This is a genomic window from Infirmifilum sp. (genome assembly GCF_049970975.1).
In the GTDB taxonomy this organism is placed as follows: Archaea; Thermoproteota; Thermoprotei; order Thermofilales; family Thermofilaceae; genus Thermofilum; species Thermofilum uzonense.
The window spans coordinates 1-7,558 of sequence record NZ_JBMFLX010000060.1 but is presented as its reverse complement, the minus strand read 5'-3'; the positions used below and the strand labels follow the sequence as shown (position 1 = coordinate 7,558).

At 50.7% G+C, this 7,558-nt stretch carries 8 protein-coding genes; 2 read left to right on the top strand and 6 right to left on the bottom strand.

What is annotated here, in order from left to right:
* Together ACP5KC_RS07605 and ACP5KC_RS07600 are read left to right on the top strand one after the other, a co-directional pair.
* Positions 1-225: hypothetical protein (locus tag ACP5KC_RS07605; protein WP_428287151.1), on the top strand; the 225-nt coding region annotated here is incomplete at its 5' end.
* An 885-nt stretch (positions 226-1,110) separates the two neighbouring features.
* Positions 1,111-2,154, top strand: coding sequence for a glycosyltransferase (locus ACP5KC_RS07600; RefSeq protein ID WP_428287150.1), 1,044 nt, complete (start codon positions 1,111-1,113; stop codon positions 2,152-2,154).
* Positions 2,155-2,345: 191 nt separating this feature from the next.
* Here the strand turns inward: ACP5KC_RS07600 and ACP5KC_RS07595 are convergent, their stop codons facing one another.
* The 6 genes from ACP5KC_RS07595 to ACP5KC_RS07570 form a co-directional block, all read right to left on the bottom strand.
* On the bottom strand, positions 2,346-2,642 hold the full coding sequence (locus tag ACP5KC_RS07595) for a hypothetical protein (protein ID WP_428287149.1): 297 nt from the start codon (positions 2,640-2,642) through the stop codon (positions 2,346-2,348).
* 43 nt (positions 2,643-2,685) lie between these two features.
* Positions 2,686-3,813: a glycosyltransferase family 4 protein gene (locus ACP5KC_RS07590; protein WP_428287148.1), complete on the bottom strand. Its 1,128-nt coding sequence runs from the start codon at positions 3,811-3,813 to the stop codon at positions 2,686-2,688.
* Positions 3,759-4,880, bottom strand: coding sequence for a glycosyltransferase family 4 protein (locus ACP5KC_RS07585; protein WP_428287147.1), 1,122 nt, complete (start codon positions 4,878-4,880; stop codon positions 3,759-3,761). The genes ACP5KC_RS07590 and ACP5KC_RS07585 overlap by 55 nt, the downstream gene beginning before the upstream one ends.
* The gene (locus tag ACP5KC_RS07580; protein WP_428287146.1) at positions 4,877-5,167 is read right to left on the bottom strand and encodes a hypothetical protein; all 291 of its coding nucleotides are present in this window, start codon (positions 5,165-5,167) and stop codon (positions 4,877-4,879) included. Before ACP5KC_RS07580 ends, ACP5KC_RS07585 begins: the two co-directional genes overlap by 4 nt.
* 151 nt (positions 5,168-5,318) lie before the next feature.
* Positions 5,319-6,044 carry an FkbM family methyltransferase gene (locus ACP5KC_RS07575; protein ID WP_428287145.1) on the bottom strand — a complete coding sequence of 242 codons (726 nt, stop codon included), beginning with the start codon at positions 6,042-6,044 and terminating at the stop codon, positions 5,319-5,321.
* Between the two features lie 66 nt (positions 6,045-6,110).
* Positions 6,111-7,558: chloride channel protein (locus tag ACP5KC_RS07570; RefSeq protein WP_428287144.1), on the bottom strand; the 1,448-nt coding region annotated here is incomplete at its 5' end.

Below are 7,558 nucleotides of genomic sequence, written 5' to 3'. Positions count from 1 at the left end.
CTCGCATCAGCTAGAATAGGTCCCTACCTTTTCGATGTAGGGGGTAGCCACGTGGGGAGGGTGACTCGAATACATGACTCTGGTCCCGGCAGACAGAACTTCGGCCGGGTGGCGTGGAGAGGCTGTCCTGGAAGAGGTGAGGGGTGTGGACGACTAGTGAGACTCTCCGACCCTAAACACCCTAATCGCCGAAATCGTGCGAAGATATTGAAAAAGGGTATATAGGGCTTCCTCCACGGGGCCAGCCCTAGGCTTAGCCGGTACGAGTTTGCTCTGTCGATTACCGAGACTTTCGGCTTCCCTAAAAGAAATTGTAAAGCCTATTAGGGTGGCTGACCTCTCCTTTAAGGCTCATAGGCCGAAAGACTACGGTCTCGGCGGCTCCGGAGCGGTAGGGAATCGTGTAGCAATATAGGCATCAGCTTCAGGTAAATTTTCGGCCAATAGCCTAATTAGATCAGCGTGAAAACCTAGTTTCTTCGAGAAGTCTTCAATACTGAGAGCTGTGTATTTTTTTACCAAATTTCCCTCTTAGTATTCTATAAAAAGTGAAGAGTGTTCTCAATCTACTGGGTAGAGGAACATAATAGATCGGCGTCCTTAAACCGGTCCATGAATGATCGCCTCCAAGAGCTAGTATACTTACCCTGTACCCTTTGTCAAGTAGACCATCGGCTACCTTAAATATGGCTCTGACACCGCCAGCAACACCTATGGCCCATGTAACAAAAATAATCCTCAAGAAACCTCACACTCCAAACCGATTTGCTAAGTTTTTCGGCTTTACGAATTGCCTCACGGCAATAACCCTAGAATATAGTCTCTGAAATAAAGATAAAGGTCTCACTGTTTCCGCAGCACATCAAGAAACTCATGGCTTACCCGAGTTATGGGTATGAGGGTAGGGTTGTGGGGGTTGGTTTGATACTTGGCGAAGCGTTCTAATACCGACACTAAGTCGATCCCTAAAGAGACCCCGACTCTTCAGGAAAGAGCTAAACATGGTAAGTAATGCCGTTAAGGCAGTGGATCACTCACTATTTTAAGCTTTACAACCATTAAGTGACGGCAGAATAATGCATTTAAAGGACCCATTAATCGGGGGTCTTAATGGTTAAGGCATCCCTGGTTTGGCTTAATTATAACAGCATGAGGTTCATAGATATCGCCCTGAAGTCCATTGACTCGGTGCTTAACCTGGACTTTGACGGTTTTGAGGTCATTATTGTTGATAACGCATCCACGGACGGTAGTTTCGAGACTATTAGGAGGTATGTTGAGGAGCACAAACCAAGCAACGTTAGAGTTAAACTCGTCCGCAACAATAGGAACCTGGGCTACGCCGGTGGTATGAACGTTGGTTGGAGCGCAAGGGATCCCGGTGTCAGGTACATCGCGTTCATAAACAACGACCTAATCGCAGAACCAGACTCGCTAAGGAAAATAATAGAGCATATGGAGGGTGACGAGAAGGTGGCGGCAGCGAACGGACTAATATACCAGGGAGACGGAAAAACGATATCTTCGGCGGGAGGCTGGATTAGTGAAAAGTCGGGTGCTGGTGATGTCTGCTGGGGCTTATTAAGAGAGGAGTGTCCTCAAGTTCATAGGGAGCACTACGTGTCTTATGCTAACGGCGCCTATATGGTGGTCAAAACAAACATTATTTCCAGCGTGATGCCGGGCGGCAAGCCCTTCATCGAAGAAACATTCCTATACCTAGATGATAACTTGCTTGGATTAATATTATGGAACAGGGGGTACAGAGTAAAGTACATTCCCGTAGATTCCGGCATTCATTTCGTAAGCTCAACTACAAAGGGATCGGTAGGCGCATATTATGAATTAAGAGGATTCGTGGCTCGATTATATATTACTAAGACAAAGTATTCGCACATAAAGTGGCTTCAATTGTTAAGACGGTTGTTATCGAACTACTTCAGAGACAAAACCCTTTATAAGGCGGTGAGAGACGGGATAGAGCTAGGTAAAAAGTTGTCACATACGGTGGGCCCGCTAAATCTGTATTGTGCGCCATACATCAAAATTAATCTACTAAGCGATGTAAGGCGGATACTACCGGGCCTCGCTACTAGGGATAGATACACGGTCAAGTTGACAGACCTCGTATACAAACCAATTAATTGTCGTTAAATACGTGAAACTGCGAGTTCCAATATACGTTTACAAGTTTTCTAGACCAGGTAAAAACACTCTTCGGCAAGGCAAGAGTTGACTCAACGAATCCGCATGCTATTATTGTTCATCCAAATAAAAATCACTCTTGTCTTAATAGCTCTCTTCTAGGTCGTTAAACATGTTAACCAAGGGAGGTTTGCCCTTTTCTATCCAAGACCTCTGTTCCAGAACATATTTTGTTCTAATGTGTAATATCTTGATACTAGTAGGTACAAGGCATGCGATGTCTTCTTACCAAATCTAATGAACGCGCGTACGATCAGTGGTATTGAGCTGAATCTCCAAAGAATGTTTATACGTGGTTCTCTGTGTTTTTGTTTCTTCAATTCGTCAAACTTGGGATATTTCTTGCGTAACTTTAAGCCTAGTTTTATGCCGTCTATAAGGCCCCTTAAAATAACTTTCCTCTTGGTAAGTAGAGATATTAGGATCACTGTTGACAAAATCCTCAACACTCTTAGTGCTATCCATACATCATAAACAACTCTAACTGCGATCTCGCTCCTCCATCCCCAACCTTACACTTAACTCCCTATCTTGCACTAATGCCATCATAGCTTCAGCAAGCGCTTTGGGGTCTCTAGGCGGTACCAGGAGTCCATTGACCATGTGCTTAACCCTATAGGGTATACCCCCAACCGAGGAGGCTATAACAGGCTTGGATCTCGCCCAAGCCTCTGATATAACCATTGGGTAGACCTCAACGTAATCACTTATGCTAGGTAGGACAACACATACCGACCCGTCTATAGCCCCTACCTTATCCTCCTCGCTAACGAAGCCCGGGAAGAGCACGTATTTGTCCACGCCTAGACTACGCGCTAGCTCTACGTAAGGCCTTCTATCGCCAGGCCCTGCGATGACCAACCTGAGGTCCACTTTACTAACAACTATGCGCATAGCCCTAAGCAACACGTCGATACCCTTCAACGGGTGAAGCCTACCAATGTAGAGCACATAGTCACCGTCTACGCCGTATTTTTGTCTAAACGATTTTCCTGCATAATCATGCTCTATGAACCACTTTGGTACCCCATCTGGTACGTACTCAACGTTTACACCGAATTTACTCTCAATTAACTCCTTGTCCCTGAGACTACGAGCTAAACGGATGTCAGTAGAGCTCAAAGCTCTCTTAAGCATGGTATCAGAGTATAACGGGCCTAGTAGTCTAATCAAAGCACTCGGGTGATCTCTCAAAGCGTCAACGGCCATGAAGTGCATCGCTGTTATAACATTAAGTTTCTTAGCCTCCTCGATCAACTTCACAGTAAAGAGGCTGTTTTGACTGTGGCCGTGCGCAACGTCAGCATCTCTCAAAACACTTCTTGGAACTTCGATAGGGTATGTTAAATCTGGGTATCCAAGTTTAGTAGACTTAACCCTGTGAATATGCACACCGCTAATAACCTCCTCCCTAGGCCTACCCTCAGAACCATAGGTGCTTGTTATCACGTGAACCTCGTGGCCTAGCCTAGCCATGCCCTCGGCCAGCGCCTTAACCACATTCTCCAAGCCGCCGACAACGGGCCAGTAGTGGTGGTGGACGTGGACTATCTTCATGGCAATAACTCGCTGTAGAGCTTCTCGTATTTGGGTAGTATTTTGTTCCACACGTGTTTTTGCGCCCATTCCCTGGCTTGAACGTCGAGCCTCTTCCTTAGTTCCTCGTCGGTTAGTAGTGTGGTTATGGCTTCTCCGTACTTCTCTGGCTTGGGCTCCGCCCATAGGCTCGCCAGATTTGGTGGTGAGGCTTCTACTTGCCCACCGTTCCCCGTTATTATTGATGGTGTTCCGTGGATCCCAGCCTCAAGTAGCGTTATTCCAAACGGCTCGTACAGCGATGGCAGTGCGTAGACCGCGCTTTCAAGGTATAGTCTGTGTTTCAGTTCCTCACCTACCTCGCCCAAGTACTGCACGCTTATGCCGTGTCTCTCTGCATAGTTTAGCATGCCGTGGATTAGGACTTCGTCTGGCCCGGCGAGGGTTAGCTTAGCGTCCCTCACCTCCCTGATCACGTACTTCATCGCCTTGAGGAGTAGGGTTATGTTCTTCGACCTGCTTATCCTACCCAGGTAGAGGATCCGGTTCTCATCCTTGGCGCTACTATTAACGTTGCATCTGTCCTCCTCCACGCCGTTTGGTATGACCTCTATCTTCCCTTCATCGAGGCCTAGTCCCTTAACAATGCTTGCTTCGTGCCTCGTCAGCGCTATGTACTTGTCGTAGGTCCTCAGGTAGTTTCTGCCAAACGTGTCCGCCAGCCTGTGGTACGCCCAGGTGGTTACGCCTAGTTGGTCGAGTTTGTGGAATGGTGCGTGGCCGTGTAGTACCGCTTTGAACCCCATTTCCCACCTTAGCTTGGCTACTTGGAACACGTGTGGGTGCCTCCAGACGTGTACGTGGACTATGTCGGGCTTTAGCGCCTTTATGACTTGGGGTAGTTCCGGGCTGTACGAGCCGTGGCTCCATGTTATAGCTGGCTTAAGCCTGATTACCTTGACGCCGTTTATAACCTCCTCTCTAGGCAGCGAGCCGATGCCGCCCACCCTAAGCCTATTGTAAGTCACCACATAGACCTCGTGGCCTCTGCCGGCCATGTACTCGGCTACGTGCTTAACCACGTCCTCGACACCGCCGACCACGGGGTGGTAGAAGGGCGCTACGTGGACTATCTTCATTTCCTCGCTAATACTACGATTCTCCTTGCTAGTGATGGTATTTTTGAAAATAGCTTGTCTAGGTGTGCTAGCTCCCCAAGTTCTACTTCTGAAGGTACACTCACCTTGACTACTTTGAAGCCGCGGTATTGGAGTAGCCCTCTTAGAGCTCTAAACGCTAAGGGCTTCGTGTGCCCGCTAGGCTTGGAGAACGTCCTCGCTCTCCAAGGTACACCCACTACTATCTCGGTGGATACCTCAGCGTTGTAAGGTTGGTATCCGAGTAGTAAAGCCAACCTGTTAACCAAGCTTGCCAGCTTTGGGGGTTGAAATCACGATGATCTCCCCACCCCTGAGAACTCTGCGTGCCGCACGCAGCGTGTGATACGTCGTCAACCATAGGATGACGGATTAGTGTTATGCACATTACTTCCATCATTATACCTGCCATTCTACCCTTTATCTATGGGTGTTAACGGGTACTAGTACGTACATCTCCCCGGGTTCTCTGATGACCTTATAGCCTCTCTTGGCAAGCTCTTTTATAGTATCTTCCTCTGATTTGTTGTGGACCTCGAAGAATATTATGGGTTTATGTTTCTCGATAGCCTTCTCGGCGCCTTTAATAACCAACGCTCCTGCCCCCTCGACATCTACCTTGATTATATCAACGCTTTCGAGATTCAACTTACTGACAAGATCATCGAGTCTCACGAACATCACTCTTCTACCTTCCATAATGGTCTCTTCTATGTGATCAGATAAGCCCATGTTGAGACACAGAACTCTATCCGTCACCTTGTTTATTTTCACGTTGTGGACTGAATATTTGTACTCTGTCGGTGAAGGCTCTAGAGCTAATACGATCACATCCTTATTCAATCTCGTTGCTAAGAGAGTGTAGTAGATGTCGGATGCAGCACCAACATCTACGAATACCCTAGCTTTGCCTATTAAAGTCGTGAAGTACCTTCGCCACTGAGGTTCCACGACCCCAAACATTATAGTCAGGGGTCTCGCACCAGATGCGTAACCACGCTTCGGCAGAACCAATTTAAAACCATGTATCGTTGGTATAACGATGTGATCTCCAGGCATAATACTTGTAATCACACCTGATAACACTTTTAATACAAGGTACACGAACATTGAACCCCTGTAAGTTAAAATTCTCGGAAGCCTCATTCACACCACTAATATGGTATCACGAGCGTAGGGATCAATCTAAAACAAACCCTTAACCAAGCTGCTTTAATGATCTTCATTGGATCTTCTCTCAGAGACCCTAGCGAGAGCTTCATCGTCTAATTCTACACCGTATACTCTACTACCATAAACCCTCTCAGGTGTAAGCATCGTCTCGGTCCGGGGTTCACGTGACAGGGAGCTGTCCGCCGGCGCGTCGAATATCGCGTAGTTCCAGGAAACGGCGTATGAAACGGCGACCGCTATCATGACGGCTGGGAGTAGCTGGACGCCGCCGGTCATCTCCACGGCCATGGCCGTGGCCGACAGCGGGGTCTTTGTCGCGGCCGCCAGCACAGCCGCGACCCCTACGACCACGAAGGGCGTTACCTGGAGCGACGCGGACGGGGCAATGTAGTGTACTAGGAGCCACGTGTCCACGCCGATGAACGCCCCGATGAAGATCGCCGGCGCGAACAGGCCGCCGCTCCCGCCGGACCCGACGGTAGCCGCCGTCGCCAGTATCTTGAGTACTGGGAGGAGCGCGAGGAGCGCTACAGTTGGCAGGACCGGCGAATAGAGCTTGTCGAGTTCGCCCGCCCCCGCCAGGCGCACCCACGCGAGTCCCTCCCCGGCGACTTGGGGCGCCAGCAACGCTATCGAGCCGGCGACCGCCATACCGGCTACGGGCCTCACGTATCTCGCCCTCACCGCGCCGAACGCCCGGCGGGCCAGGCGGAGCGCCCCGACGTACGCTATCGCAGCAAGCCCGGCGACGAGGCCCAGGGCCGCGTAGACTGCGAAATCGGTAGGCCTAGGGGACCCCGCGTAGAGCCCCAGGAGGGGCGTGTAGCCGGTGAAGCCTCCGAAGACGGCGTAGCTTGCGGCCGACGCCACTAGGGCCGGGTACACCACTCTCGCCTCGAAGCCCCCTCTCCGGAGGACCTCCGCGGCCAGCAACGCGCCCCCTAGAGGCGCCTTGAAGATGGCCCCGATCCCGGCCCCCATGCCCGCGGCCACCATGACCTTCCGGTCCTCCGGCGATAGTTTGAGTATGTCGGAGATAAAGGAGCTGAGGCTAGCCGAGTACTGTGCGGCAGGCCCTTCGGCGCCTCCGCTACCTCCCGAGCCTATAGTCAGCGCCGTCGCCACGATCTTGACAGGCGCGACCCTCCATCTGATCCTCCCCTGAAGCTCGTGGTAGGCTCTAATAACGAAATCCGTGCCGGAGCCCTCGGCCTCGGGGGCTAGGGAGTATATGACCAGAGAGGCCAGGGCGCCTCCCAGCGCGGCCGAGGCAGGCAAGAGGTAATACCTACTCGCGCTAGGCCAGACGTCGGACGTCGAGAAGCCGACGAGGCCCACCAGGAAAACTCCCTCGAAGAACTTCAACACATAGTAGAAGGCCAAGTCGGCTAGGCCGGTCGCAACGCCGACCAATAGGCCTAGGACCAGCCACCTTACGAGGTAGCGCACGCCGCCTAGATAGGTAGCCGGGCGGGCCATCGGAGGTA

Coding starts and splice junctions, on each gene's coding strand:
- ACP5KC_RS07575 (WP_428287145.1), bottom strand. CDS start 6,044: ATGAGGCTTCCGAGAATTTTAACTTACAGGGGTTCAATGTTCGTGTAC.
- ACP5KC_RS07585 (WP_428287147.1), bottom strand. CDS start 4,880: ATGAAGATAGTCCACGTAGCGCCCTTCTACCACCCCGTGGTCGGCGGT.
- ACP5KC_RS07600 (WP_428287150.1), top strand. CDS start 1,111: ATGGTTAAGGCATCCCTGGTTTGGCTTAATTATAACAGCATGAGGTTC.